Source organism: Pseudomonas sp. Pme6b (assembly GCF_058129925.1).
On the sequence record NZ_CM176704.1, the window covers coordinates 4,915,808 to 4,941,325 of the forward strand.

26 protein-coding genes are annotated in these 25,518 nt (G+C 57.8%); 9 read left to right on the forward strand and 17 right to left on the reverse strand.

The window, feature by feature from the left end; all coding sequences use genetic code 11:
- Positions 1–27: 27 nt before the first annotated feature.
- Positions 28–1,029, forward strand: a complete 1,002-nt coding sequence (gene yejK / locus AC4ANE_RS22270) for a nucleoid-associated protein YejK (protein ID WP_002552278.1) — start codon at positions 28–30, stop codon at positions 1,027–1,029.
- A gap of 5 nt (positions 1,030–1,034) precedes the next feature.
- A complete protein-coding gene (locus AC4ANE_RS22275; RefSeq protein WP_002552277.1) occupies positions 1,035–1,385 on the forward strand; it encodes a glutaredoxin family protein in 351 nt (116 codons plus the stop codon).
- Between the two features lie 108 nt (positions 1,386–1,493).
- On the opposite strand, the gene AC4ANE_RS22280 is transcribed toward AC4ANE_RS22275, so the two are convergent.
- From AC4ANE_RS22280 to AC4ANE_RS22295, 4 genes are all read right to left on the reverse strand, one after another.
- Positions 1,494–2,426, reverse strand: coding sequence for a glutathione S-transferase family protein (locus AC4ANE_RS22280; protein ID WP_460408527.1), 933 nt, complete (start codon positions 2,424–2,426; stop codon positions 1,494–1,496).
- 103 nt (positions 2,427–2,529) lie between these two features.
- The gene (locus tag AC4ANE_RS22285; RefSeq protein WP_002552275.1) at positions 2,530–2,832 is read right to left on the reverse strand and encodes a GIY-YIG nuclease family protein; all 303 of its coding nucleotides are present in this window, start codon (positions 2,830–2,832) and stop codon (positions 2,530–2,532) included.
- A complete protein-coding gene (locus tag AC4ANE_RS22290) occupies positions 2,825–3,316 on the reverse strand; it encodes a nuclear transport factor 2 family protein (protein WP_002552274.1) in 492 nt (163 codons plus the stop codon). Before AC4ANE_RS22290 ends, AC4ANE_RS22285 begins: the two co-directional genes overlap by 8 nt.
- A gap of 87 nt (positions 3,317–3,403) precedes the next feature.
- Complete coding sequence (locus AC4ANE_RS22295) at positions 3,404–3,847, reverse strand: winged helix-turn-helix transcriptional regulator (protein WP_005732705.1); 444 nt, start codon at positions 3,845–3,847, stop codon at positions 3,404–3,406.
- Positions 3,848–3,895: 48 nt separating this feature from the next.
- On the opposite strand from AC4ANE_RS22295, the gene AC4ANE_RS22300 reads away from it, so the two are divergent.
- Positions 3,896–4,834 carry an aromatic alcohol reductase gene (locus tag AC4ANE_RS22300; RefSeq protein WP_002552272.1) on the forward strand — a complete coding sequence of 313 codons (939 nt, stop codon included), beginning with the start codon at positions 3,896–3,898 and terminating at the stop codon, positions 4,832–4,834.
- A 42-nt stretch (positions 4,835–4,876) separates the two neighbouring features.
- Here AC4ANE_RS22300 and AC4ANE_RS22305 read toward each other — a convergent pair whose 3' ends face one another.
- The 5 genes from AC4ANE_RS22305 to AC4ANE_RS22325 all read right to left on the reverse strand — a co-directional run bounded on the left by AC4ANE_RS22305 (position 4,877) and on the right by AC4ANE_RS22325 (position 10,436).
- Entirely contained in the window at positions 4,877–6,106 is a 1,230-nt protein-coding gene (locus AC4ANE_RS22305) for a CynX/NimT family MFS transporter (RefSeq protein ID WP_002552271.1), read from the reverse strand.
- 166 nt (positions 6,107–6,272) lie between these two features.
- Positions 6,273–7,037 (reverse strand): amino acid ABC transporter ATP-binding protein, encoded by a 765-nt coding sequence (locus AC4ANE_RS22310; RefSeq protein WP_003365366.1) that lies wholly within the window; start codon positions 7,035–7,037, stop codon positions 6,273–6,275.
- A 10-nt stretch (positions 7,038–7,047) separates the two neighbouring features.
- Positions 7,048–8,145: an amino acid ABC transporter permease gene (locus AC4ANE_RS22315; RefSeq protein WP_002552270.1), complete on the reverse strand. Its 1,098-nt coding sequence runs from the start codon at positions 8,143–8,145 to the stop codon at positions 7,048–7,050.
- Between the two features lie 10 nt (positions 8,146–8,155).
- Positions 8,156–9,337, reverse strand: a complete 1,182-nt coding sequence (locus AC4ANE_RS22320) for an amino acid ABC transporter permease (protein ID WP_002552269.1) — start codon at positions 9,335–9,337, stop codon at positions 8,156–8,158.
- A gap of 70 nt (positions 9,338–9,407) precedes the next feature.
- A complete protein-coding gene (locus tag AC4ANE_RS22325; RefSeq protein ID WP_002552268.1) occupies positions 9,408–10,436 on the reverse strand; it encodes an amino acid ABC transporter substrate-binding protein in 1,029 nt (342 codons plus the stop codon).
- 485 nt (positions 10,437–10,921) lie between these two features.
- On the opposite strand from AC4ANE_RS22325, the gene AC4ANE_RS22330 reads away from it, so the two are divergent.
- Positions 10,922–11,581 carry an alpha/beta hydrolase gene (locus tag AC4ANE_RS22330; RefSeq protein WP_002552267.1) on the forward strand — a complete coding sequence of 220 codons (660 nt, stop codon included), beginning with the start codon at positions 10,922–10,924 and terminating at the stop codon, positions 11,579–11,581.
- A gap of 116 nt (positions 11,582–11,697) precedes the next feature.
- Positions 11,698–13,152, forward strand: a complete 1,455-nt coding sequence (gene rhlB, locus AC4ANE_RS22335; protein ID WP_002552266.1) for an ATP-dependent RNA helicase RhlB — start codon at positions 11,698–11,700, stop codon at positions 13,150–13,152.
- Positions 13,153–13,231: 79 nt separating this feature from the next.
- On the opposite strand, the gene AC4ANE_RS22340 is transcribed toward rhlB, so the two are convergent.
- The 8 genes from AC4ANE_RS22340 to AC4ANE_RS22375 all read right to left on the reverse strand — a co-directional run bounded on the left by AC4ANE_RS22340 (position 13,232) and on the right by AC4ANE_RS22375 (position 19,603).
- The gene (locus tag AC4ANE_RS22340) at positions 13,232–13,891 is read right to left on the reverse strand and encodes a DUF799 domain-containing protein (protein WP_002552265.1); all 660 of its coding nucleotides are present in this window, start codon (positions 13,889–13,891) and stop codon (positions 13,232–13,234) included.
- Complete coding sequence (locus AC4ANE_RS22345; RefSeq protein WP_004658309.1) at positions 13,888–14,259, reverse strand: DUF4810 domain-containing protein; 372 nt, start codon at positions 14,257–14,259, stop codon at positions 13,888–13,890. The genes AC4ANE_RS22340 and AC4ANE_RS22345 overlap by 4 nt, the downstream gene beginning before the upstream one ends.
- Positions 14,260–14,286: 27 nt before the next feature.
- Positions 14,287–14,937 carry a CsgG/HfaB family protein gene (locus tag AC4ANE_RS22350; RefSeq protein ID WP_460408528.1) on the reverse strand — a complete coding sequence of 217 codons (651 nt, stop codon included), beginning with the start codon at positions 14,935–14,937 and terminating at the stop codon, positions 14,287–14,289.
- Positions 14,938–15,196: 259 nt separating this feature from the next.
- On the reverse strand, positions 15,197–15,643 hold the full coding sequence (moaE, locus tag AC4ANE_RS22355) for a molybdopterin synthase catalytic subunit MoaE (protein WP_002552262.1): 447 nt from the start codon (positions 15,641–15,643) through the stop codon (positions 15,197–15,199).
- A 2-nt stretch (positions 15,644–15,645) separates the two neighbouring features.
- Positions 15,646–15,891: a molybdopterin converting factor subunit 1 gene (moaD, locus tag AC4ANE_RS22360; protein ID WP_002552261.1), complete on the reverse strand. Its 246-nt coding sequence runs from the start codon at positions 15,889–15,891 to the stop codon at positions 15,646–15,648.
- A complete protein-coding gene (gene moaC, locus AC4ANE_RS22365) occupies positions 15,888–16,373 on the reverse strand; it encodes a cyclic pyranopterin monophosphate synthase MoaC (protein WP_002552260.1) in 486 nt (161 codons plus the stop codon). Before moaC ends, moaD begins: the two co-directional genes overlap by 4 nt.
- A 362-nt stretch (positions 16,374–16,735) precedes the next feature.
- On the reverse strand, positions 16,736–18,130 hold the full coding sequence (locus AC4ANE_RS22370; protein ID WP_002552259.1) for a PhoH family protein: 1,395 nt from the start codon (positions 18,128–18,130) through the stop codon (positions 16,736–16,738).
- Between the two features lie 294 nt (positions 18,131–18,424).
- Positions 18,425–19,603 carry a polysaccharide deacetylase family protein gene (locus AC4ANE_RS22375; RefSeq protein WP_002552258.1) on the reverse strand — a complete coding sequence of 393 codons (1,179 nt, stop codon included), beginning with the start codon at positions 19,601–19,603 and terminating at the stop codon, positions 18,425–18,427.
- Positions 19,604–19,806: 203 nt separating this feature from the next.
- On the opposite strand from AC4ANE_RS22375, the gene yaaA reads away from it, so the two are divergent.
- From yaaA to AC4ANE_RS22395, 4 genes are all read left to right on the forward strand, one after another.
- Positions 19,807–20,586 (forward strand): peroxide stress protein YaaA, encoded by a 780-nt coding sequence (gene yaaA, locus AC4ANE_RS22380; RefSeq protein ID WP_002552257.1) that lies wholly within the window; start codon positions 19,807–19,809, stop codon positions 20,584–20,586.
- An 812-nt stretch (positions 20,587–21,398) separates the two neighbouring features.
- Positions 21,399–22,715: a nucleotide sugar dehydrogenase gene (locus tag AC4ANE_RS22385; protein ID WP_002552256.1), complete on the forward strand. Its 1,317-nt coding sequence runs from the start codon at positions 21,399–21,401 to the stop codon at positions 22,713–22,715.
- Positions 22,716–22,822: 107 nt separating this feature from the next.
- Positions 22,823–24,304, forward strand: a complete 1,482-nt coding sequence (gene alg8 / locus AC4ANE_RS22390) for a mannuronan synthase (protein WP_002552255.1) — start codon at positions 22,823–22,825, stop codon at positions 24,302–24,304.
- Between the two features lie 40 nt (positions 24,305–24,344).
- Entirely contained in the window at positions 24,345–25,517 is a 1,173-nt protein-coding gene (locus AC4ANE_RS22395) for an alginate biosynthesis protein Alg44 (RefSeq protein WP_002552254.1), read from the forward strand.
- Position 25,518 lies beyond the last annotated feature (1 nt).

Consider the following 25,518-nt stretch of genomic DNA (forward strand, 5'->3'; position numbering starts at 1 on the left):
TCTTCACCTTTTTCAGCCGAGAAGCCCATGCCGATCCGTCATTGCATCGTCCACCTGATCGATAAAAAACCCGACGGTACGCCCGCTGTTCTCCATGCACGCGACTCCGAACTCGCTGAGTCCCAGGCCATCGAGAACATGCTGGCCGACCTCAACGAGAGCTACAACGCCAAACAAGGCAAGGCATGGGGCCTGTTCCATCCAGAATCCGGCGCACACCCGTTCAGCGGCTGGCTGAAAGAGTATCTGGACGGTGGCAACGACTTCACCGCGTTCTCGCGCACAGCGGTCGAGCATCTGCAGAAGCTGATGGAAGAATCCAATCTTTCCGTCGGTGGCCATGTGTTGTTTGCCCATTATCAGCAGGGCATGACCGACTACCTGGCCATCGCCCTGCTGCACCACAGCGAAGGCGTGGCAGTGAATGCCGAGCTGGACGTCACCCCTTCGCGCCACCTGGACCTGGGCCAGTTGCACCTTGCTGCGCGGATCAACCTGTCGGAATGGCAGAACAACAAACAGTCCAAGCAATACATTTCGTTCATCAAGGGCAAGAACGGCAAGAAGGTTTCCGAGTACTTCCGCGACTTCATCGGTTGCCAGGAAGGCGTTGATGGGCCCGGCGAAACCCGCACCCTGCTCAAGGCCTTCAGTGACTTTGTTGAAAGTGAAGACCTGCCGGAGGAGTCAGCCCGCGAGAAGACCAAGACCCTGGTCGATTACGCCAGCAGCCAGAGCAAGATGGGCGAGCCGATGGGCCTGGAAGAACTGTCCGAACTGATCGACGAAGAGCGTCCGCGCGCGTTTTATGATCACATCCGCAACAAGGATTACGGCCTGTCCCCGGAAATACCGGCGGATAAGCGCACCCTCAACCAGTTCCGCCGCTTCACGGGACGCGCCGAAGGACTGTCGATCAGCTTCGAGGCTCACCTGCTGGGTGACAAGATCGAGTACGACGAAACTGCAGGCACCCTGATCATCAAGGGGCTGCCGACCCAACTGACCGATCAGTTGAAGCGACGGTAACCGACATGCTGATACGCACCCTCAAGAAGTTCGCGCTGATCATGCTGGTTGTGGTGGTTTATCAGAACTGGGGCAAGATCGAGAATTTCGTCAACCCGCCGCCAGCGAGCGTTGCGCAGAGCTACAGCCAGGCGAAAGTGGTGATGTACGCCACTGACTGGTGTGGCTACTGCAAACAGACGCGGCGCTTTCTCGACAGCAAAGGGATTGCGTATCAGGAGTTCGACATCGAGAAGTCCGAAGAAGGCCGCAAGGCCTACGAAGCACTGGGTGGCAGAGGCATACCGCTGATCGACGTCAACGGCACCTTGATCCGGGGATTCGACCCGGATCAGATACTGGCAGCATTGAAATAGCCTGGAATAACGTGCCAAAGCTCCGCGTCACAGACCTTTGCCGCACTGCACACTCAAGAGAGGACGCAGAGCGTCCAGAACGGCGTGCGACGCAGAGCTTCGTAAACTTCAGCGCTTCTCGACCCGAAATCCCATTCTCGGGAAGTGCACATGCACGACGCCAGCGCGTTTATCTTCGCGGCGCAGGATCAACTCTTCGCGCCCGGTAAAGATCAATTCACCCTCAACCGCCTCAACGCCATAGTCGACTGCCGAGACAGCGACCTGGTCGCCCGCCTTGAAGCCATTCGGATCAACAAAGACTTCGTCGGGCAGGGGCGCAGGCGTTGCGTTTCTGGCGATTTCAATGGCATCAGCCGAACTCAGGTCGCTGAACGTGCCGTGCCCAAACCCCAGAACGCGATCAAGCCAGGCACTGACACCCGGATAATCATCGACAAAGTGCGCAGTCACTGGCGTCTGCTTGAGAAACCACAGCGTATGAGCAACCGAAAAATCGGCAATCGAAGGTACGCCAAACAGAAAATCACCACCGTGCGACAGCTGCAACTCCAGACGCGACATCAGCGTGGGCCATTGATGCTTGACCTGCTCGACAGGCGGGCGTGAAGCCGTGCCACCGTTGAACAGCGTGGATCGGTCGGCAATGAACGCCTTGGCAGCGTCTGGCGGCACCTTGGCAAACCTTACAGCCATCGATTCGGGCTGAAACACCAGGCTCACGGCATGCAGGAACAGCACCGAATCAGCCCAGGCGGCCAGACCGGCAACCGAAAACTCCTGACCTTGCGGATAAAACGCTGGCGAAGCCTTTTCCTGCTCAAGGCGGCGCGCCATCAGTGCCGTGTCGCAGTAGATATCTGCGCCAGCCTGCAACACCGGCGTCCTGCGATAACCGCCTGTCAGCGCGGTCAGGTCGGGCTTGGGCATGATCGACGGGATCGTCACCGAGCGCCATGTGAGGCCTTTGAAACCCAGCATCAGGCGGGCTTTTTCGGCAAACAGTGACGTGGGGTAATGGTGAAGAATCAACTCGGACATGTTCAGCCTCTGCGCACTCGGGAAGCACACAGCTTAACCCGCAGCACCCTGCCCGCCCACAGACTCAAGCTGATGGCACGACATCACGCTCATGGATCGGGGATCAGGCGTAACTGGCTGCCAGTGCCTCTTTGGCGCTTTTTCTGAGTTTCTTGATCAGCCGCTCCTGACGCAACGCCTCACCCTTGCTGGGCCACTGTTCGACGTAGACCAGGGCCATTGCCGGGCTCGAAGAGAAAAAGCGCGCGCCCTTGCCGCTCTGGTGCATAGCGAATCGGCGCTGCGGATCATCACTGATGCCACAGTACAGCGAGCCGTTGGCAGCGCGCACCAGATAGACAAACCAGGGTTTGCCGACTGCCTGTTCGGAAGTCGGCGCACTCGCGGTGCTGGCAACCTCAGGCACGGCGATTCTCTGAAAAGGTCTTCAGACCCTTGAGCGCCTGAGCCCTGACGGCATTGCGTACCAAAGGCGTCCAGCCAAGCAACAGGCCCTTCAAACCCAAGGCCTGACGCGACCAGCGCCACATATCGAAATTATCGCGATGCTCGCAGATCTTGCCATCGCGGAACACGAATCGGGCCTCAATATCGTTGACCACCGTGCGCCCGGTCTGACTGAACAGATAGGTCGCCACCCAATGCGCAGTGCCCGCCCGATCATCGGCACGCACCTGATCGAAGACCACCGAGAAATTTTTCGCCCGGGAAGTCAGCATGCGCCACATGTCGCCTACCTGAGGCCCGCGCAATTCACCAAATGCCGGGTCACTAAACAGCACGTCATCGGTATAACAGGCACTCATCGCCTCGGCATCCAGCTGCGCAAACGCCTCATAAAAGCGGGTGATCAGTGCGCTGTTGGCCTGACTTTGTTCCTCGTAGTTCATGCGTGCACATCCCCTAGCGAATTATCCGTGCACGATAAGCGGCGCCGCTGAAAATGGCGAGGGTTGATGGCGCATCAGCCATCACTTTTACCTGTCCGGATAACGATTTCGCGCTGCACTGAACGCCTCTGAATTTTCAATCACCCAAGTCCACAGCGGAATCATTTGTACCAGCAGCCCCATGCCCAGGTCGGTCAACGAATATTCCACCCTGAGCGGCTTCTCGCAGTAGTCATGGCGGGTGATCAACCCGTCCTGTTCAAGCTGGCGCAAAGTATGAGTGAGCATGCGCTGGGTGACGCCGTGCAGCTTTCGGCGCAATTGGGCATGGCGCAAAGGGCTGCTGACGCCGAGGGCATGTACCACGCCCAATGACCAGCGGTTTCCGGCGTGGCCGAGAATATCGCGCTTGAGACCATCCTCATCATCGCTGAGCGCAGCACAGGCCGCTTCGGAGCGTCTGACCACTTCCTGCGCGTCCAGCCCGCCCGGTATCACCGATGTGCCTACTTTTTGTATGTCGACAGGCATGCCAGCATCTCTCCCGCCTGAATTGAAAGACTGTCCAAAGGGGTCACCATGCAAGCCGATAACGCAAACGTCAAACAACGCATTCTGGTAATAGGCGCAGGAGAGCTTGGGCTCGCCGTGCTGCGAGGGCTTGTCGAGAAGGCCGGAGCATATGACTTGAGCATTGCCGTGCTGCTACGCCAGAGCAGCTTGAGCACTCAAGCGCCCGCCAAACGTGTGGAAATCGAAGAAATCCGCGCGCTGAACATTGCCATCGAAACCGCCGATCTGGCCGACGCCACCGTGGACGAACTAGCCACTGTCATGAAGCGCTACGACACGGTAATCAGTTGTGCGGGTTTTGCCGCTGGCCGGGGCACTCAGCGCAAACTGACCGATGCGGCGCTCAAGGCCGGCATAAAACGCTACCTGCCCTGGCAGTTCGGCGTTGACTACGACCTTATCGGCTGGGGCAGCCCTCAGGATCTGTTCGATGAGCAACTCGATGTGCGAGAAAAGCTGCGCGCCCAGCAGCAAACCGAATGGGTAATCGTTTCGACCGGTATGTTTACAAGCTTCCTGTTCGAACCCGCGTTCGGTGTCGTCGATCTGCAAGGCGGTCGGATCAATGCGCTGGGCAGCCTCGATACGGCCGTGACAGTCACGACCGCAGAGGACATTGGCAGGCTGACTGCTGCCATCGTGATGCACGAGCCGCGCATTGTGAATCAGGTGGTGTACACCTCTGGCGACACATTGACGTACGCCGGGCTGGCCGATCTTGTGGAGCGTGTCACGGGGCGCGACATCGAGCGGCACGTATGGAGTGTTGCGCAGCTGCAGGCCGATCTGACGGAAATGCCGGATGACAATCTGCGCAAATACCGGGCGGTCTTTGCCATGGGCCGAGGCGTGGCATGGGACGTCGCCCGTACCTACAACGCGAAATCAGGGCTGAGCGTCACCAGTGCCGAACAATGGGCCCTGGCCAATCTGGCTCAGACCTGAAGCAGCTCAAGCCCGGTCCGAACGATCAACAATCATCGAAAATCAAACCTTCTCGCTACTGACCTGCACCTGCAGCGCCCGACCGGCACCCATGCCCGCGATGATGGCGCCCAGCCCGAGTACCGCGAAGATCCAGCCAATCGCGCTCCAGCTGCCGGTCATGTCATGCACCACGCCCACGGCAAACGGGCCGGTCGAGGCGATGGTGTAGCCAAAGCCTTGCGCCATGCTCGACAGATTGGCGGCGACATGTGAGTCGCGCGAGCGCAGGACGATCAAGGCCAGCGCCAGGCTGAACGTGCCGCCCTGCCCGATCCCCAGCAGGATCGCCCAGCCCCACAGCCCGCCGAGCGGAGCGTACAGGCAGCCGAACAGCCCGGTCAGTGTGAGCGACATGACCAGCATGATCGCCAGACGCTGATCCTTGCCGCGTGTGGCCAGATAGGGCACCGCCAGGGCGCTGATGACTTGCGCGATGATCGAGCCGGACAGCAGCAGACCGGCCTGGGTCGGCGTCAGGCCGCGACCGATGAGAATCGAGGGCAGCCAGCCGAAGACAATGTACGACAGCGACGATTGCAGGCCCATGTACAGCGTGACCTGCCACGCCAGCGGGTCACGCAACAGACCGCGAACTCGATAGACATCGCGATGTGAGCCATGCATTTCACGTGCTTGTGGAAACCAGAACAGCGCCGCAATCAACGCCGGAATCAGCCAGAAACCCAGACCTATTTGCCAGCTGTCGCCGACGTACTGGCTCAGCGGCACCGTCGAACCGGCTGCAATCGCAGCGCCCAGGCACAGCGCCATGGTGTAGACACCGGTCATTGCCCCGGCCTTGTGCGGGAAATCGCGCTTGACGATACCGGGCAACAATACGCCGATGACCCCAATGCTCGCGCCCGCCAGCAGGCTGCCGGTAAACAGGCCGACTTCGCCGAACAGGCTGCGTACTGCCAGACCCGACGCCAGTGTCAGGAGCACCACCAAAACCACCCGTTCACTGCCAAAACGCCGGGCAAGAATCGGTGCCAATGGCGCGAACAGGCCCAGACACAACACCGGCAAGGTGGTCAGCAGACCAGCTTCGGCAGCCGACATCCCAAGGCTTGCGGACACCTCGTTAAGCAACGGCGCAACGCTGGATAACGCGGGGCGCAGGTTGAGGGCGACCAGCACCAGACCCAGCAGCAACAGCCAGGGGCGCTTTAGAACAGGATGGGCTTGATCGGTAATCGGTTGGGGGCTGGATTGAGCCTTGGCAGTCATCGGTTTCTCGGTAATCAGGTATGTCGACCCTTTTCAGGGGGGCGGTATCCTGTTGGAGAATCATCGCGAATACAAGGTTCAGCCAGAATTGCATACAAGATGCATGGCAAATGCAGGCAAAAAAAACCGGGCACATGGCCCGGTTTTCCGTTTGGCAGCTACTGACTCAGTGAATGATCTGACTGAGGAACAGCTTGGTACGATCGCTTTGCGGGTTGTCGAAGAAGTCGTTAGGCGCGGCCTGTTCGACGATTTCGCCTTTGTCCATGAAGATAACCCGGTTCGCCACGGTACGGGCAAAGCCCATCTCGTGAGTCACGCACAACATGGTCATGCCTTCTTCAGCCAGGCCAACCATGGTGTCGAGCACTTCCTTGACCATTTCCGGGTCAAGAGCCGAAGTCGGTTCATCGAACAGCATGATTTTCGGCTTCATGCACAAGGCACGGGCAATCGCCACACGCTGCTGCTGACCACCGGAAAGCTGACCCGGGAACTTGTGGGCCTGCTCCGGAATACGCACACGCTCCAGATAATGCATGGCGATTTCTTCGGCTTTCTTTTTCGGCATGTTGCGTACCCACATCGGTGCCAGCGTGCAGTTCTGCAGGATGGTCAGGTGCGGGAACAGGTTGAAATGCTGAAACACCATGCCGACTTCACGGCGGATGGTCTCGATCTGCTTCAAGTCGGAAGTCAGCTCGGTACCGTCGACGATGATACGGCCCTGCTGGTGCTCTTCCAGACGGTTGAGGCAACGAATGGTGGTCGATTTGCCCGAACCCGATGGGCCGCACAGCACGATACGTTCGCCCTGACGCACGTTCAGGTTGATGTCCTTGAGTACATGGAACTGGCCGTACCACTTGTGGACGCCCTCCATGCGGATCATGCCTTCAGCGCCCAGAGGCTTATTGATAACTTCACTCATCACAAAACTCCTAACGCTTGTGGCCTGTGTCCAGCTTACGTTCCAAATGCATGGAATAGCGGGACATACCGAAACAGAAGATCCAGAACACCAGGGCCGCGAAGACATAGCCTTCAGTGGCCATACCCAGCCATGCCGGGTCGGCGGTAGCTTGCTTGACGCTGTTGAGCAGGTCGAACAGGCCGATAATGATCACCAGACTGGTGTCTTTGAACAAGGCAATGAAGGTGTTGACGATGCCGGGAATGACCATCTTCAACGCCTGCGGCAAAATCACCAGACCCATGCTGCGCCAGTAACCCAGGCCCATGGCCGAGGCGGCTTCATACTGGCCCTTGGGGATGGCCTGCATGCCGCCGCGTACCACTTCGGCGATGTACGCCGACTGGAACAGAATCACGCCGATCAACGCCCGCAGCAGTTTGTCGAAGTTCATCCCTTCGGGCATGAACAGCGGCAGCATCACCGACGACATGAACAGCACAGTGATCAGCGGCACGCCGCGCCAGAACTCGATAAACGTTACGCATACCACACGCACAGCCGGCATGTTGGAGCGACGGCCGAGCGCCAGCAAAATACCCAGCGGCAAGGCACCGACGATACCCACGGTGGCAATCACCAGGGTCAGCATCAGGCCGCCCCACTGGCTGGTCGGTACGTTGGTCAGACCAAAAGCACCGCCGTGCAGCAGGTAGAAGGCAACAATCGGGTAAATCACCAGAAAGGCAATACCGTAGACAGCCTTGCGCTGAAACTTCGAGATGAACAGCGGCGCAGCACCGACAATCGCCAGGACGGCGGTCAGGTCGACCCGCCAGCGCAGCTCATTGGGGAAGTAGCCGTACATGAACTGGCCGAAGCGCTGCTCGATGAACACCCAGCAGGCGCCCGCCTTGGTGCAGTCTTCCTTGGTCGTGCCGACCCAGTTGGCGTCCAGTAGAGCCCAACTGATGATCGGCGGAACGACCAGATAGATCAGGTAGAGCGAGAACAGGGTCAGCAGGGTGTTGATCCAGCTGGAGAACAGGTTCTGCCGCAGCCACGCCATCGGGCCGAACACTTTGCCCGGTGGTGGCATATCAGGTTTGAAAGTATGAGTCGTCATGCGCGTTTCCTCACCGCTCGATCAGCGCAATGCGCTTGTTGTACCAGTTCATCAGCAGGGAAATGCTGATACTGATCGCCAGGTACACACTCATGGTGATGGCAATGACTTCAATGGCCTGTCCGGTCTGGTTGAGCACCGTACCGGCGAACAGTGAAACCATTTCCGGATAACCGATGGCTGCTGCCAGCGAAGAGTTCTTCGCCAGGTTCAGGAACTGACTGGTCAACGGTGGAATGATCACTCGCAGCGCCTGCGGAATGATGACCTTGCGCAGCGTTGGCCCGGGGCGCAGCCCCAGCGAGCGGGCAGCTTCGGTCTGACCGTGACTGACCGACTTGATGCCGGAACGCACGATTTCAGCGATGAACGCCGCCGTGTAGATGGTCAGTGCCAGGGTCAGGGAGATCAGTTCCGGGATCAGCACCCAGCCACCGGTGAAGTTGAAGCCCTTCAGTTGCGGCAGTTCCCAATGCACCGGGCTGCCGAAGACCAGCATGCTCAGGCCCGGGATCACCAGCAACAACGCCAGACCGACCCAGAACTTGTGAAACGGCTGGCCAGTGGCTTCGAAGCGCTTGTTGGCCCAGCGCACCATCATCACGATCGCTATCACGGCAACCACGATGCTGATCAGAAACGCCCATGCACCTTCGGCTGGCAACGCTCTGGGCATATTCAGCCCGCGGCTGCTGACGAAGAACATGTCCAGATAACCATGCGCCTGACGCGGACCAGGCAGCGTGAGGAATACGGCGGTGTACCAGAAGAGGATCTGCAGCAGTGGCGGAATGTTGCGGAAGACTTCGACATAAACGGTTGCCAGCTTGCTGATCATCCAGTTCGGAGACAGGCGAGCGACACCAATGACAAAGCCCAGCAAGGTCGCCAGGACAATACCGATAACCGACACCAGCAAGGTATTCAGCAGGCCGATGACGAATACGCGGGCATAACTGTCCGCTTCGCTGTAGTCGATCAGGTGTTGAGCAATACCGAAACCGGCACTGTTCTCAAGAAAGCCGAAACCCGAGGTAATACCACGGTGTTGCAGGTTGGTCTGGGTATTGTCGAAGATGAACCAGCCCAACGCGATCACCGCCACGACAGTGATGATCTGAAATAACCACGCGCGCACTTTCGGATCGCTCAGAGAGAGCTTTTGCTTGGGTGCGACGATTTGCTTTTCCATGAAATGCCCCAGGAAAAATCCAACAGAACAACGCCCGACAGGCTGGGAAGCCTGCCGGGCGCCGGGTCAATCAACGAATAGGTGGAGCGTACTGAATGCCGCCAGCATTCCACAGAGCGTTCTGGCCGCGCTTGATTTTCAGCGGGGTGCCTTCGCCCAGGTTGCGTTCAAACACTTCGCCGTAGTTACCGACCTGCTTGACGATCTGCACGACCCAGTCTTTCGGCAGCTTGAGGTCCTTGCCGTAAGTACCGTCGGCGCCCAGCATACGGGCTACGTCAGGGTTCTTGGTCGACTTGGCTTCAGCTTCAACGTTCTTGGAAGTGATTTTGGCTTCCTCGGCGTTGAGCATGGCGAACAGGGTCCATCGAACGATCGAGAACCAGTCTTCGTCGCCTTTACGCACGACAGGGCCCAGAGGCTCCTTGGAGATCACTTCAGGCAGAACAATGTAATCGTCCGGCTTGGCCAGCTTGCTGCGCTGTGCGTAGAGCTGCGACTGGTCGGAAGTCAACACGTCGCAACGGCCGCCTTCCAGCGACTTGGCGCTTTCGTCAGAGGTGTCGAAGGTGATCGGGGTGTATTTCAGGCCGTTCGAACGGAAGTAGTCGGAGACGTTCAGCTCGGTGGTGGTACCGGCCTGGATGCAGATGGTTGCACCGTCCAGTTCCTTGGCGCTTTTCACGCCCAGCTTGTTGTTTACCAGGAAGCCGATACCGTCGTAGTAGGTAACGCCGGTGAACACCAGGCCCATGCCCGCATCACGGGAACTGGTCCAGGTGGTGTTACGCGAAAGGATATCGATCTCGCCGGATTGCAATGCGGTGAAGCGCTCCTTGGCGTTCAACTGGCTGAACTTGACCTTGGTGGCGTCGCCGAACACAGCGGCTGCAACGGCGCGGCAGACATCAGCGTCAATACCAGTGATCTTGCCGGTGGAGTCCGGAACGGAGAACCCTGGCAGGCCATCGCTGACGCCGCACTGAACAAAACCTTTCTTCTGAATAGCGTCAAGGGTGGCACCGGCGTTGGCAGCCCCGGTTACACCAAATGCGGCCAGGGCGGTGACGACAGCCAGGGTGGATTTCAACATCTTCATTCAAAAACCTCCAGTTTGCTCTTTGTTGTGTAGGTGTCTCAGTCGCGTCGCACCTTTGTGAGGCGCTAATGACCCGTGCTGGCTTATTTTTGGGTCATGCAACGCTGGGCCTGAATCACGAATCGTCTGCAGGATCATCCCGTCATTCGTCTTCATCATTCAGAATCGGCCCCGTGGACTGAAACCCCATGATTTTCCTGGACCGGAGCGGTACAGGTTGAATCGTGCCGCGAATCCTGACGCATGGACTCCCGAGCTGCTTTTCGATCGCTATAAGTAATAGCCTTATAGTGTTACCGAACGATGTGAGCGACTCGACTCCAGTCCTGCTGTAGCAAAGCCCGTACCAGCATGCTGGCTAAGTCGAATTAGCGACAGGTCAAGACAAAAACTTGTAACCTTGCGACATCTTCTTTCATTTTTAATCTAACCGCGCACCCTATTAATGCGCTCTAAATGAGCCAGCGCACACAAATGGAGCAGACATGAGCGAACCTTTGATCATCCAACCTTCAGGCACCGCGGATGCCTGCGTTATCTGGCTGCACGGGTTGGGCGCCGACCGCTATGATTTTCTTCCGGTCGCCGAGATGCTGCAGGAGTCGCTGACGACTACACGTTTCGTCCTGCCTCAGGCACCGACACGCGCCGTAACGGTCAACGGCGGCTATGAAATGCCAAGCTGGTACGACATCAAGGCCATGAGTTCCGAGGCCCGCGCCATTGATCACGATCAGATGGAAGCCTCGGCACAAAAGGTGCTGGACCTGATCGAGCAACAACGCGACAGCGGCATCGACCCGTCACGGATATTTCTGGCAGGCTTTTCCCAAGGCGGCGCGGTGGTGTTACACGCGGGCTATAGACGCTGGCAGGGTCCGCTGGGCGGCGTCCTCGCGCTGTCCACTTATGCCCCGACATTCAGCAATGAGATGACGCTGTCTGCCAGCCAACAGCGCATCCCTGCCTACTGCCTGCATGGCCAGCACGACGAAGTGGTGCACAACCCCATGGGCCGGACGGTGTACGAGCACCTCAAGGCTCAGGGTGTAACCGCTCAATGGCAAGAGTACACAATGGGGCACCAAGTGTTACCGCAGGAAATCCATGACATCGGCGTCTGGCTGGCTGACAAGCTGCGCTGAAGCGCAATGGGCCCGCATGCAACTGACCGCTTTTGTAGCTCGCCACGGATGGCACTACGCCGAGCACGGTTCTTGCTTTACACTGCTCGGCGTACATTCCTTAACCAATTGATGAGATGACCGTGCTCAAAGCACTTAAAAAGATGTTCGGTAAAAGTGAGGCTGAGCAGCGCGCGCCTGGTCCGACAGCCTTTATTCCCGCCTCCCCCGCTGCCGCAGGCGACATACCGGATCATGCCCAGACTCAGCTTTCGGACACCGTCAACGAGCCCTCCAAAGCCAGAGCACCGCGCACCGACAAGCCAAGGGCCGAGCGCCCGCGTCGTGAGCGCGTGGTAAAACCGCCTGCGCCAGCATGGAAACTCGAAGATTTCGTCGTCGAACCACAGGAAGGCAAGACCCGCTTCCACGATTTCAACCTTGCGCCTGAACTGATGCACGCGATTCAGGACCTTGGTTTCCCGTACTGCACACCGATTCAGGCGGGCGTACTGGGCTTCACGCTCAAAGGCAAGGACGCGATCGGTCGCGCCCAGACCGGTACCGGCAAGACCGCTGCGTTCCTGATCTCGATCATCGAGCAACTGACCCAGACGCCACCGCCAGCCGAACGTTACATGGGTGAGCCCCGAGCGCTGATCATTGCGCCCACTCGCGAACTGGTGGTGCAGATCGCCAAGGACGCTGCCGACCTGACCAAATACACCAACCTGAACGTCATGACGTTCGTCGGTGGCATGGATTTCGACAAGCAGCTCAAACAACTTGAAGCACGGCACTGCGATATTCTGGTGGCCACGCCTGGCCGCCTGCTGGACTTCAACCAGCGCGGCGAAGTGCATCTGGACATGGTCGAAGTTATGGTCCTGGACGAAGCCGACCGCATGCTCGACATGGGTTTCATCCCGCAGGTGCGTCAGATCATCCGCCAAACCCCGCACAAGGGTGAACGCCAGACCCTGCTGTTCTCCGCGACCTTCACCGAAGACGTGATGAACCTCGCCAAACAATGGACGACAGACCCTTCCATCGTCGAAATCGAATCGTTGAACGTCGCCAGTGACAACGTCGAACAGCATATCTATGCCGTTGCCGGTGCCGACAAGTACAAGCTGCTCTATAACCTGGTCACCGACAACGGCTGGGAACGAGTGATGGTCTTTGCCAACCGCAAGGACGAGGTGCGACGCATCGAAGAGCGCTTGGTACGCGATGGCGTCAATGCCGCGCAACTGTCGGGCGATGTGCCGCAGCACAAGCGCATCAAGACCCTTGAAGGCTTCCGCGAAGGCAAGATCCGCGTACTGGTCGCCACCGATGTGGCCGGTCGTGGTATCCACATTGACGGCATCAGCCACGTGATCAACTTCACCCTGCCAGAGGTGCCGGACGACTACGTGCACCGCATCGGCCGTACCGGTCGCGCAGGTGCAGATGGCGTCTCCATCAGCTTCGCCGGCGAAGACGACTCCTACCAGTTGCCCGCCATCGAAGAGAAGCTGGGTCGCAAGATCAGTTGTGAAACACCGCCGACCCACCTGCTCAGGGCAGTGGTGCGGCAAACGACCTGACACGTGCGATCAACAAAAAAGCGCAGCCTTTACGGGGCTGCGCTTTTTTTGTGCCTGCCGGAAATCAGCAGCGTGAGGGTCAGTCAGTACCGTATTTCGGCGAACGTGGACCGTAAAGCAGGCCCGCCGGCCGACCAGCAGTGAGCAGTCGGTTGCTGGCTATCCCGGCGATGGGATGACCGGCATCGGTCGAACTGTTGATGATCTGCTTGACCGCCGCGGTAATCAGCATACCCACCAGACCGCCACCGCTGTTGTTGCCGCCCTCTTCACTGGACGCCGACGCGGTACCCGTCCACAGCGCAGTACCGGTGCGCAGATCAACCAGCTTTGCCGTGACCGTCACGACGGTCTGGCTACTGATGACCACATAACTGGTGCCGTATTGCTTGACCGTGATGTACATCGCGGCATCGGCTCCGAAGATCTCACGCAGCTTGGCGGGCGATGTCGCCTGAATATCATTGGCGTTGGTCAGGCCGTTGTTGCGAAATGTCTCGTCAACCAGCGCCACAGGCAACACGTAGTAGCCCGACTCGGCCAGCGGGTAGGTCACCTGCGAGAAGGTGCTGTACGTCGCTTTGACGTCAGGCGATTCGTTGACCGGCGGCAGTACCAGAATCGAACGCGGTTTGCTTTCCTTGAAGGCCGAGTAGTCCACCGTTGGCGGGGTAACGCAACCCGACAGCAGGGCAACGGCAAACAGGCTTACAGCAACTTTCAGATAAGAGAGGTTCATTTGACGACTCCTGCGTGGGCGTTCTTGAGCAGGAAGTCCATATAAGTGGCCGACTCGGGAAACAGTGCCTTTTCCGTGCGCAACTCCTGAACCATCTGGTCATCCTTGCCAATACTGCCGTATAGCATGCCCAACTGAGCATGGTAGCCCGGTGGCGGCGTTGCGTTGGTAGAGCGGATTTTCTGCAGGTCTTCTTCGAGCTTGGCGACCTGGGCTTCCTTGGACTCGCCTTTGAAATACTCGTACACCTCAGGCTGGTAACTGCCCCACTGGTACAAGGTTTTCGGCTGTTGGACACAGCCCGTCAGGCACGCGCCGGCGACTAAAAGCATTGCGACACCGCGCAACGAAACATTAAAACGATTCATGAACACAACAAATTCCCTTTTGAAATATCAGTTGGCAGTCGGTTTCCAGGCACCGCTGTCGAGCGCACGCACCATGTTGTTGACGGCTTCGCGCATGGCCAGGTCGAGAACCTTGCCGTTGAGTGTCGAGTCATAACTGGCGGTGCCGCCAAAGCCGACGACTTCACGGTTGGAAAGCTCGAACTCGCCTGCGCCCTGAGTCGAGTACACCACTTCCGAAGTGCTGATATTGACGATGTTCAACGCGACTTTCGCGTAGGCAATCTGGGATTTGCCGCGGCCCAGCAGGCCGAACAGTTGCTGATCGCCGACTTCCTTGCGACCGAACTCGGTCACGTCGCCGGTCACCACGTAGTCAGCACCCTTCAGACGCTGGGCGGTAGATTTAATAGCGGCTTCCTGCTTGATCTCCTCCATGTTGTCGCGATCCAGCACATTGAACCGGTTGGTTTGCTGCATGTGGGTGATCAGGATGGTCTTGGCTTGACCACCAAGACGATCGACGCCATCGAAAAAGATCCCGCGCATATAGCTGGAGCGGTTATCGAACTTGCCGACCGCAACCGGATAGCGCACACCGGCATAGGCAACTCCAGCACTTTCAACCTTTGTCACAGGCAGCGCCCGCGAGCTTTCCGTTGCACAACCAGCAACCAGCAATAAAGCCGCTGTCGTCATCCCTGAAACCAAAACCTGCTGAAGTTTCTTCACATTCTGCTCCGAGCGTTTACGAAAAACTGCCCGCAACGTGGCTCGCAAAACGCGATCACGTTCGGACAGTTATTGAATAGGATTGGGCAAAGCCAACAGGCCGCCTTTTCGCGGCTGCGCATGATAGCCCGAAGCCATCTTTCTTTACCAAGAAAGATGCAAATAGACGATATAAAAAGCGGAAGGTCAGACTTTCAGGGAAAAAGATGGGCGCAACGACCAACGACTACCAGCGCCGGGCTGCTGCCTGATCGCTATCGCGGCCTTCAACCCACTGCGGTCCCTCGGAAGTCTTTTCCTTCTTCCAGAACGGCGCGCGGGTCTTGAGGTAGTCCATGACGAAATCGCAGGCTTCGAACGCTGCCTGCCGGTGAGCGCTGGCAACGCCCACGAATACTATCGGCTCGCCGGGCTCCAGCGCTCCCACCCGATGCAGCACATCGACACGCAGCAACGGCCAGCGCTGTTCGGCCTCGGTAACGATTTTTGCCAGTGCCTTTTCGGTCATGCCCGGATAATGCTCCAGAAACATGCCTGACACCTCGCGACCCTCGTTGAAGTCCCGCACATAGCCGACAAAACTGACCACCGCGCCGATGCCGAGGTTGGCCGCATGCAACGCGTTGACTTCATTGCCGGGGTCGAACGCCGCAGCCTGAACGCGAATGGTCATGTTCAGCCTCCGGTCACGGGCGGAAAGAATGCGACTTCATCACCATCAGACAGCGGCTCGGTCGGCTTGCACAGTTCCTGGTTGCGGGCACACATCAGGTTCTGCTCGGCAAGGACCTGCCAGGCCTCGCCACGCTGCAACAGCGCTTGGCGCAGCGTGTCCAGCGTGGCGAACTCGCCTTCGACAGACTCGCTGTCCAAGCCCAGGACTTCACGGTAGCGGGCAAAATACTGAACCTGGATCTTCATGGTGATACCTGTGTCTGATCGGCAATGAAGTGACCGCTCTTGCCGCCGAGCTTTTCCAGCAGCCGAACCGACTCGATGACCATGCCGCGATCGACCGCCTTGCACATATCGTAAATTGTCAGCGCCGCAATGCTGGCAGCGGTCAGGGCTTCCATTTCCACACCGGTCTGCCCGGCCAGCTTGCAGCTCGCGGTAATACGCACCGCATCATCGCCGTCAGCGGCGAGGTGAACCTTGATGCTGGTGAGCATCAATGGATGGCAGAGCGGGATAAGATCACTGGTTTTCTTTGCCGCCTGAATGCCGGCAATGCGTGCGACAGCAAATACATCCCCTTTGGGATGACCGCCGCTGACAATCATTTGCAGCGTGGTGGGCAGCATACGCACCACTGCTTCGGCCACCGCCTCACGGGACGTCACGGCTTTATCCGTAACGTCGACCATATTGGCGCGCCCTTGGGAATCGAGATGAGTGAGCACAACGTTACTCCTTGGCAGAAGCAAGAAGTGTGGCAGCTGCAAGCTGCAAGCTGCAAGCTACAAGCTGAAAGTGCCCGGCGTTATACACAGGTTTTAAAGCGTACGAAAATCCTGGCTTCTGCCCGGAGGGCGTAGGAGCGAACAAGTTCGCGAAGAGGGCTGTACATGCACAAATGATTTATCGCCCACAATATAGCTTTCGCGAACAAGTTCGCTCCTACGCCTTTCGGCCAGAAGCGAACTTGTGTGTGACGATAAGCTTGGCGCATGGGCGCGATAATCAAAAGCTGCAAGTGAGGGCTCTCGTACACCGAAGTCCCCCACTTGAAGCTAATAGCTTGAAGCTTACAGCTGCTTTTCAGCTAAAGATGACTCTCCGCGTATTCGGCCAGTATCGAGCGTGGCACGCCTTGCAAGGTGATATGCACGCCGTTAGGGAAGTCCTTGAAGCGCTCCGTCAGGTAGGTCAGCCCGGAACTGGTGGCTGACAGGTAAGGGGTGTCGATCTGCGCCAGGTTGCCCAGGCAGACCACTTTGGAACCGGCGCCGGCACGGGTGATGATGGTTTTCATCTGGTGCGGGGTCAGGTTCTGGCATTCATCGATCAGAATCAGGCTTTGCTGGAAGCTGCGACCTCGAATGTAGTTGAGGGATTTGAACTGCAACGGCACCTTGCTGAGGATGTAGTCGACACTGCCATGAGTGTTTTCATCATCCATGTGCAGGGCTTCAAGGTTGTCGGTGATCGCGCCAAGCCAAGGCTCCATCTTTTCCGCCTCGGTGCCGGGCAGGAAGCCAATCTCCTGATCCAGGCCCTGAACGCTACGGGTAGCGATGATGCGCCGATAACGCTTGGTGACCATGGTCTGCTCGATGGCAGCCGCCAACGCCAGAATGGTTTTACCCGAACCAGCGGCACCGGACAGGTTGACCAGATGAATATCCGGGTCGAGCAGTGCGAACAACGCCAGCCCCTGATAGATATCACGCGGTTTCAGGCCCCAGGCCTCCTGATGCAGCAGTGGCTCCTGATGCATATCCAGAATCAGCAGTTCGTCGTTCTTGACGCCCTTGATCCAGCCTACGAAGCCCTGTTCATCGACAATAAACTCGTTGATATGAACCGCAGGCAGCATTTCATTGAGCTGCACGCGGTGCCAGGTACGGCCACGCTCCTGACGGGTGTCGACCTTGTTGACGCGGTCCCAGAACGAACCGGTCATGTCGTGGTAGCCACGCGACAACAGCGAAACGTCGTCGACCAGCTGGTCGGTGCTGTAATCTTCGGCCGCAATGCCGCAGGCGCGCGCCTTGAGGCGCATGTTAATGTCTTTGGTCACCAGCACCACGCTCAAGTCCTTGTTGCGCGCATGCAGGTCGATCAATTGGTTGATGATGATGTTGTCGTTGAGGTGCTCGGGCAGCAGGCTGTTGGGTTCCTCGCGCTTGCTCATCAAAATCGACAGAAAACCTTTGAAAACACCGGTCCCGCGGTCAATCGGCACGCCCTTTTCAACTTCTTCAGGGTTAGCCTCGCCGAGGGTCTTGTCGATCAGGCGGATGGCCTGGCGACACTCGGCAGCAACCGAATGTTTACCGGCCTTGAGTTTGTCCAGTTCCTCCAGAACCGTCATGGGGATGGCGACGTGGTGTTCTTCGAAATTCAGCAGTGCGTTTGGATCATGGATCAATACGTTGGTATCGAGCACGTAAAGGATTGGCTGGTTAGTGGAAGGGGTGCGTCCGTGGTCATCCATACTCGCTCACCTTTGTAGAAGCCGGGCGACGCAGAACCACGACAGTACTGCGCCACGAAAAGGCCGCCGGATTCTTCCCTTCAGGCAGGGGAGAAATGTCGCTCAAGGTGGGTCTTGGAAGACGCCACCTGTGTTGCAGGTTTCGGCGGTCTGTATTCGTAATACAGCAAAAGGGATGACAGAAAAAAGCTCTTTGACAGTTTTTTGAAGTTTATTTCACAGCCTGACGAATAGAGCTTGGCGGACGTACACAGCACGTTTAAAGTCGGAAGTCCGCCCACGCCGAATCTGCCTTCATTCCCCCTCGGGCGCAGCCTCTTCACTGCTCTGCGGCCCTTGTTCTACGGGGCTTTCAGAGATATTCCGGCAATCGTCCCAGATCAACTCGCTTTGCGCGGTATTGGCCAGCAGCAATGGCAGTGCAGACTGCGCCTTGTTGGCCACGTCGTGGAAGACCACCGTGCCCTTGCGCCAGAGCAGCATGAGGGTTAGTACGCGGTCGCCAACCTGCTCTGCCGAAAGCCGCCCGGTATTGTCCTCGGCATCGATGTTCCACAATGACACGCGTAAATGCTCGGCGCGGAAGAAGTCGCCGCTGTCGGCCCGCCGATGGCCGTAAGGCGGGCGAAACAGCGGCACGAAATTATCCGGCAGCACACGCTGAACCAGTGCCGCACTGCGTTGCACTGAACCCTGCCAGTCCAGCCACTGGCTATGCGAACGATACTCCCACCCTTGAATGCCCACGCACTGCTGGCGATACAGCGCCTGCAAGCTTGTGGTCGATGTGCTGTCGAGGCGTTCCTGAAGGCTTTTGCCCAGCACAAAGAAGGTGGCGGTCATCTTCTGCTGACGCATGAAGTCGACCAACCAGTCGGTTCCGCCATCGACCGGGCTCGGGCCGCTTTCGAAATTGAGCATGAAGGTGCGGTCCGGCATCTCGTCGCCACTCATCTCATCAGAGTTGTAGCGCTCGATCTCGCTGCTGGTCTGCGGGAACAAGGCAGCCATGAATAGCAGCTCGTTCAAATAACGCTGATGGAACACGGCGCCGGGTCTGGCCCAGTTGGCGTAGAACGAGTCGTTCGACACCTGAAACTCTTCAGCACGCTGACGTAACTGGTCCATGTCCTCGACCAGCACGCAGAAGTTGGCATCCTGCTCGCAGCTCTTTTGAGCATTCTGATAGTTTTCCAGCAAGCGCAGCCACAGACGATGGCGGACCACGTTCAACGAAGGCACGTTGACGAAGCGCAGGCCGAGGCGCTGCTTGAGCCCTTCCTCGTCCAGCTTCTCGCTGAGGTACAGTTCGTGGGCAAAGGCGAGGATTTCCGCGCGCGACGCGACGTCGAACAACCCCGGCGTTTCAAGGCGCTCGGGCCACACACTGCGGTCTATGGTGGCAGTGACCGGCACTGCCGCCTGCGCCTGGAGCCAGAACAGACCTGCACACACTGCTAAAACAATACGCAAACCCGATGCCCTCTCGATCAACCATTAACATCATGACCAGCGCGCCACTATAGCTGATATGAGCCTGGCTTCTTATGTCGGAGCGCATACAAAGCCGCATGGCATGCTGACGTGGCACACACGGCCTGACTCTATCGCCACCATAGCTGGAGTCGTGGGCCATCAGCCCCTAGAATCCCCGGACGATCAAAGGAGACGACTTCATGCTGATGGTGATTTCCCCGGCAAAAACCCTCGATTTCGAGACCCCGCCCACTACCGGACGCTTCACTCAGCCGCAGTATCTGGATCACTCTCAGGAGTTGATCACCCAACTGCGTGAACTGACGCCAGCGCAGATCAGCGAACTGATGCACCTGTCCGACAAGCTTGCCGGGCTGAACGCGGCACGCTTCGGAAGCTGGAACCCGGCCTTCACGCTCGACAATGCCAAGCAGGCGCTGCTGGCCTTCAAGGGCGATGTGTATACCGGCCTGCAAGCCGAAACACTAAGCGACGCGCAGCTCGACTATGCACAGGATCACCTGCGCATGCTGTCCGGCCTTTATGGGCTGCTGCGCCCGCTGGACCTGATGCAGCCCTATCGCCTGGAAATGGGGACGCGACTGGCAAACGCTCGCGGCAAGGATCTCTACGCGTTCTGGGGCACGCAGATCAGCGAATGGTTGAATGAAGCGCTGGCAGCCCAGGGCGACGACCTGCTGCTCAATCTTGCGTCTACCGAGTACTTTTCTGCGGTCAAACGTTCAGCGCTCAAAGCCCGGATCATTGACACCGAGTTCAAGGACTTCAAGAACGGTCAGTACAAGATCATCAGCTTCTATGCCAAGAAAGCGCGCGGCATGATGAGCCGTTTCGTCATTGAGGAACGTATCAACAGCCCCGAAGCGTTACAGGCGTTCGATGTTCAGGGCTATCGTTATAACCGTGAGCAATCGACGCGCGACAAGTTGGTGTTTTTGCGCAACGTCGTAGAAGACTAGACACTGTAACCGTCGTGTAACGCATCGCTGTTACACGACCTGTCCTACGATCCAACAGCAAATGCCAACATCGTGACGCCAGATAAACGTCAACTTTTCGACGACGCAATCTCGCCTGATTTTTTCATCAAAAAAAATCCACTTTTTTACGTAGTGGCTTTTTGGCTTTTTGCAGTAGTAGCACTTTCATATCTACCCCGCTGAAATCCCCGCGCAATAAGGCTTTTAAGAAAAACGCCATCACCGCGATACTGCCCCTGTCACAAACTGGATACAGCAAAATCCGCAAATCAGGACGAGTGGCCCGGAACTAAATGCGAATTCCTACGCTCCTACATCCCGTAACAATTCTGGGCTGACGTGTAAGAGATCACTTACAGGTCGACTGGAAAAATGGGAAGTTACCGACAGGGAAGCCAGGTTCATGTAACGCTGGCGTCAGGTACCAGAACTAAACTCACATCACTAGTTGATGTTGTAGACAGGCGAAGCGCCCAACAGGTGTGATGCGCAGGATTCGACAAGGTCAGCCAAGGCTCTAGTCAGAGGCTTTCCGAACGAGGTCCGCCGTCAATCGTCAAACAGGAGTGGTTTACTGCATCCAAGGAGAGCAGGGCCCTGCCCACCGGACAGGTCACTTGCCGCTTGTACTTAGTGTCATTTGAGTTCGCCTCACCTATTTGGGCACTCACTCATTAAATATGCCTGCGTTAGTTCCACGGCGTTGTTAGCCGTAAAGGATGGCGCGTGACATCTGCTGGCCAAAATTAATATCCAGCCAATTTATGGCGTGAAAAATCGAGGAGAATACGATGCGTATCAGCATATTTGGTTTGGGTTATGTCGGTGCAGTCTGTGCCGGTTGCCTGTCTGCCCGCGGTCACGATGTAGTTGGTGTGGATATTTCCAGCACCAAGATCGATCTGATCAACAACGGCAAATCACCTATCGTTGAACCAGGTCTGGAAGAGCTGCTGCAGAAAGGTATCAGTACCGGAAAACTGCGCGGCACTACCGACTTCGCCGAAGCCATTCGCGCCACTGACCTGTCGATGATCTGTGTCGGTACGCCGAGCAAGAAGAACGGCGATCTGGAACTCGATTACATCGAGTCGGTATGCCGCGAAATCGGCTATGTCCTGCGTGACAAAGCCACCCGCCACACGATCGTTGTTCGCAGTACTGTGTTGCCAGGCACGGTTGCCAACGTGGTCATCCCGATTCTGGAAGACTGCTCCGGCAAAAAAGCCGGTGTTGATTTCGGTGTCGCCGTAAACCCTGAGTTCCTGCGTGAAAGTACCGCAATCAAGGACTACGATCTGCCGCCAATGACCGTGATCGGCGAGTTCGATAAAGCCTCGGGCGACGTACTGCAATCGCTGTACGAAGAACTCGACGCACCGATCATCCGTAAGGACATCGCCGTTGCCGAAATGATCAAGTACACCTGCAACGTGTGGCACGCCACCAAGGTTACTTTCGCCAACGAAATCGGCAACATTGCCAAGGCCGTCGGCGTCGATGGTCGTGAAGTGATGGACGTGGTCTGCCAGGACAAGGCGCTGAACCTGTCCCAGTACTACATGCGCCCAGGCTTCGCATTCGGCGGCTCCTGCCTGCCAAAAGACGTTCGCGCCCTGACCTACCGCGCCAGCAGCCTGGATGTCGAAGCGCCGTTGCTCAACTCGCTGATGCGCAGCAACACCTCGCAAGTGCAGAACGCTTTCGACATGGTTGCCAGCTACGACACCCGCAAGGTTGCACTGTTGGGCCTGAGCTTCAAGGCAGGTACTGACGACCTGCGCGAAAGCCCGCTGGTAGAACTGGCCGAAATGCTGATCGGTAAGGGCTTCGACCTGAGCATCTTCGACAGCAACGTCGAATATGCACGCGTTCACGGTGCCAACAAGGACTACATCGAATCCAAGATTCCGCACGTATCGTCGCTGCTGAATTCGGACTTCGATCAGGTCATCAACGACTCTGACGTGATCATCCTTGGCAACCGCGATGAGCGTTTCCGCGCCCTCGCCAACAAGACTCCCGAAGGCAAGCGCGTCATCGATCTGGTGGGTTTCATGACCAACGCCACCAGCGAAGACGGTCGCGCCGAAGGTATCTGCTGGTAAATCAGCCGCAAGCCACAAGCGCCAGGCTCCAGGCCACAGGCCACAGGCTCAAGCAATGTGCTTGCAGCCTGGGGCTTGAGGCTCGCAACTGACTTAGGGATACGATTATGCAGAGGCTCAAGCACGGCCTGTTACAGGCCGCAGGTTGGCTGTTCTATTTAAGTTTACTCATGGGCCTTGCCGCGGCATTGCCTACCAGTATCTTCGACTCACAGTCGAAGAACTTTATATTCCTGATTGGTGCCGTTGGTATCTGGCGCTACTCGATGGGGATCACGCACTTCGTGCGCGGGATGATTTTCCTGTACATCGTCTACCCGCACTTGCGCCGCAAGGTTCGCAAGCTGGGCAGTGCAGCAGACCCGTCCCATGTGTTTCTGATGGTCACCAGCTTCCGCATCGACGCGCTGACCACCGCACAGGTCTACAACTCGGTCATCCGCGAAGCCATCGACTGTGGCCTGCCGACGACTATCGTCTGCTCGCTGGTGGAAATGTCCGATGAGCTGCTGGTCAAGAGCATGTGGGCGAAGTTCAACCCGCCGGAGCGCGTCAAGCTGGACTTCGTACGCATTCCGGGCACCGGCAAGCGCGATGGTCTGGCCTATGGCTTCCGCGCCATCTCGCGTCACTTGCCTGACAGCCGTGCCGTGGTTGCAGTGATCGACGGCGACACCGTGCTCAACGAAGGTGTGGTCGCCAAGACCGTGCCGTGGTTCCAGCTGTTCGACAATGTCGGCGGCCTGACCACCAACGAGTTCTGTGAAGTACGTGGCGGCTACATCATGAGCGAGTGGCACAAGCTGCGTTTCGCTCAGCGTCACATCAACATGTGCTCGATGGCCCTGTCCAAACGCGTATTGACCATGACCGGTCGCATGTCAGTGTTCCGCGCAACCGTGGTAACCGACCCCGAGTTCATTGCCGACGTGGAAAGCGACTCGCTCAATCACTGGCGTCTGGGCACCTTCCGCTTCCTGACCGGCGACGACAAGTCCAGCTGGTTCAGCCTGATGCGCCTGGGGTACGACACGTTCTACGTGCCGGACGCAGCGATCAACACCGTGGAACACCCGCCCGAGAAGAGCTTCCTGAAGGCCAGCCGCAAGCTGATGTATCGCTGGTACGGCAATAACCTGCGTCAGAACTCGCGTGCATTGGGTCTGGGCGTACGTCGCCTGGGGATTTTCACCAGCATTGTGCTGTTCGACCAGCGTGTGTCGATGTGGACCTCCATCCTCGGTCTGACCGTCGCCCTGATCGCCAGCTTCAAGTATGGCGGCGCGTTCCTGTTGATGTATCTGCTGTGGATCGGCATGACCCGTCTGATCCTCACCCTGCTGCTGTCCCTCTCGGGACACAGAATCGGGCCTGCCTACCCGATCATTCTCTATTACAACCAGATCGTCGGCGCGCTGATGAAGATCTATGTCTTCTTCCGCCTGGACCGCCAGTCCTGGACACGCCAGGACACCAAACTAAGCCGCGACATGGCCAGCTTTCAGGGCTGGTTCAACACGTGGTCGTCCCGAACCATGACTTTCTCGGCTGGCACCATCTTCGTCGCTGTGCTGTTGACGATGGTTTGACCGGGCCAACGGATTAATCGCTTAAGTAGGAAAATTAGCCATGAATACAGCCGTGAATGCGAACGTCGTACATGAATCCGAAGCCCAGCGCCAACACGCGCGGATCAAGATCCCTGCCAAGCTGCGCCTGCTGAATGATCAGCCCAACGCGCCACTGGTACGTATCGAAGACCTGTCGGCCGGTGGCCTGAGCTTCGTTGCTCCGTCCGGGCAGAAATTCAGCGAAGGGCAGATCGTCAAGGGACGCCTGCAATTCATCATCGACAACCTTGGCCTGGCCATGGACGTCGATCTGCAGGTGCGCTCGATCGACAACGCCAGCAACCGCATCGGTTGCCAGTTCCAGAATCTGGAACCTCAGGACATCGCTACCCTGCGCCACCTGATCACCTCGCACCTGTCCGGCGAAGTCGTCACCCTGGGCGAAGTGCTGGCCACCCTGCAGCGCGACAACTTCACCAAGGCACGCAAGGTCAAGGGTAAGGACAGCGGCATGAGCGCCATGGGTCGCCTGCGCGCCGTGACCTTCAGCCTGGGCGTGTTCATTGTCGGTCTGGCCGCTTTCGGCTTCATCTTCAAGACAATCTACGGCCTGTACTTCGTCAGCCATGCATCGGCCGGTCTGGTCACCATTCCAAGCATGGACGTGACCATGCCGCGTGAAGGTACCGTACAAAGCCTGGTCGCTCAGAATGGCGAAGCCGCCAAAGGCGCGCCACTGGCAACCTTCAACACCAGCATGCTGGAAATGCTCAAAGGCAGCCTGACCGGTGAAGACCTGCAGCCCGCCAAGATCGAAGAGCTGTATGGCAAGCAGATGAGCGGCACAATGACCAGCCCGTGCGATTGCGTCGTAGCTCGCCAACTGGTTGCCGACGGTCAGTTCGCGTCCAAGGGTCAGGTGATCTTCCAACTGGTGCCACGCAACGCGCCGGCCACTGTTGAAGCTCGCTTCACCTATCGCCAGTTCAACGACGTCAAGCCAGGCACACGTGTCAGCTTCCAGATCGCTGGCGAAGACAAGCTGCGCACCGGTCAGATCGTCAGCAGCACCAACCTCAGCGACGCCGACCTGTCCACTGACATCCGCGTGCAGATCAAGCCTGACGAAAGCCTGAGCAGCTCGCTTGCCGGTCGCCCTGTCGAAGTGGTCAGCGATCGCGGCCCGTCCGTGAACTGGCTGATCGATAAAGCAATGGCTGCGGGTCTGTAAC